We start from the raw sequence: 2,144 nt of genomic DNA, 5'->3' as shown, positions 1-2,144 counted from the left end.
TCCCCGGGGCACCAGCGCAACGGCGGGAGGGCTACGCCCCGTCAGCGGACGGTGTCGTCGAGTACTTGCGTCAAATCACCGGGGGTCACGTCAGCGAGGCGCGGATACGCCAGTACGTCGACTCCGCACCCAAAATGATGGCGTTCCTCGAACAACTCAGCGGCTGGCTGGAATTTGTGTGGAAGCCTGGATACGCCGACTACTACCCGGAGTTGCCCGGCGGCTCCGAACTCGGCAGCACCATCAACGTGCCGCCGATCGACTTGCGCGCTCTCGGCGAGGACGAACAGCGCCTGCTGCAACCACTGGCGCTGGCACCGCGCGGAATCTGGCTGGGCCCCAAAGAACTTCGATCGTTCTACCAGGTCCGTCAGTCCTGGACGGGCAAGGCGGTGCTGGTCAAGCTGGTGTGGCGGATGATCCGGGCGCGGGTCTTCGACGAACGCATCGCCGCGATCGGACAATCCCTGGCCGCGCGGCTGCGGCTGGCGATGAAGGAACGCGGCATCCCGCTGTGGCTGGACGCGCCGATGACGCAACTTATCACCGACGCCGACGGGTCGGTGACCGGTGCCATCATCGTCAAAGACGATGGGTTACAGGAGATCAACGCACGGCGCGGCGTCATCCTGGCGACCGGCGGCTTCGACCACGACATGACGTGGCGCAAAGAGCATCAGCCGGTCGTGGACCGCGATTGGAGCTTCGGCAACCCGGCCGCCACCGGCGACGGCATCCGCGCCGGCCACCAGGTCGGCGGGTCCACCGACCTCCTGGACGAAGCCTGGTGGTTCCCCGCGATCCAATGGCCGGACGGCAGGCTGCAATTCATGCTCAACGAACGGATGATGCCTTCGCAGTTCGTCGTCAACGGCGCTGGGAAACGTTTCATCAACGAGGCTGCGCCCTACATGGACTTCGGCCACGCCATGATCGAAGGACACAAGTCCGGCGTGACCCACATCCCGTGCTGGCTGATCACGGACCACCGATCCTGGAACCGCTACGTCATCGCCGGGCACCTGCCGCTACCGAAGATTCCCGGCGCGCCGGTGCCGACCGGGCGCAAGATGCCTCCAGCCTGGCTGGAGTCCGGCGTGGTGAAAGCGGCGGACAGCTACGAGGAGCTGGCCGCCAAAATCGGCGTTCCGCCTACCCAATTACTCGAGACAGCAACACGTTTCAACGAACTGGCCCGCAACGGCCACGACGACGACTTCAACCGCGGCGATTCCGTCTACGACAACTACTACGGCGACCCTACCCTGCCCAACCCCAATCTTTATCCGCTGGGCAAGCCGCCGTACTACGCGTTTCGCATCATCCTCGGCGACCTGGGCACCTCCGGCGGCTTGCGCACCGACGAATATGCCCGGGTGCTGCGCGCCGACGACACGGTGGTGCCGGGTTTATATGCCGTCGGCAACACCGCGGCCGCTCTGATGGGGCGAAGCTACGCCGGCGCCGGGGCAACAATCGGGCCGGCCATGACGTTCGGTTACGTCGCAGCTCGGCACATTGCGAACGAAATCACGACCGCCCCTACCGAATCGACGTCACAACGGAGGTAACAGCATATGAAAATTTCGCTCTTCTACGAATTTCCACTGCCGCGCCCGTGGGCACCCGACGACGAGCACAAGCTTTTCCAGGACGGCCTCGACGAGGTGGAACTGGCCGACAAGGCCGGCTTCTCCACGGTGTGGCTCACCGAGCATCACTTCCTCGAGGAGTACTGCCACTCGACGGCCCCCGAAATCTTCCTGGCCGCGGCGAGCCAGCGAACCAAGAACATCCGGCTTGGCTTCGGCATCATGCACCTTCCGCCGCCGGTCAACCATCCGGCCCGAGTCGCCGAACGCATCTCCACCCTCGACCTGCTCTCCAACGGACGAGTGGAGTTCGGCACCGGCGAGTCGTCGTCGGTCGGTGAATTGGGCGGGTTTGGCATCGATCCCGCCGACAAGCGCTCCATGTGGGAGGAGGCGCTGGACGTCGCAATCCGCTGCATGATCGAGGAGCCGTTTACCGGGTTCCGGGGACGCCACGTCGTCATGCCGCCCCGCAACGTTGTTCCCAAGCCCTTGCAGAAGCCGCACCCTCCGGTGTGGGTCGCCTGTACGCGGCCGGCTTCGGTGCAGATG

The 2,144-nt window shown here is 64.9% G+C and carries 2 protein-coding genes; both read left to right on the top strand.

The genetic code is table 11. The annotated features are described in order from the left end of the window. On the top strand, nucleotides 1–1,571 hold a 1,571-nt coding region (locus tag VFA16_RS07305), incomplete at its 5' end, for an FAD-binding protein (protein ID WP_324967169.1). Nucleotides 1,572–1,577: 6 nt separating this feature from the next. Then, nucleotides 1,578–2,144 (top strand): LLM class flavin-dependent oxidoreductase (locus VFA16_RS07300; RefSeq protein WP_324967168.1); only part of this gene is annotated, 567 nt, incomplete at its 3' end.

The organism is Mycobacterium sp. (genome assembly GCF_035653355.1).
Classification (GTDB): Bacteria; Actinomycetota; Actinomycetes; order Mycobacteriales; family Mycobacteriaceae; genus Mycobacterium.
Note: the sequence above shows the minus strand (reverse complement) of the source record. Positions and strands in the feature narration are given on the sequence as shown.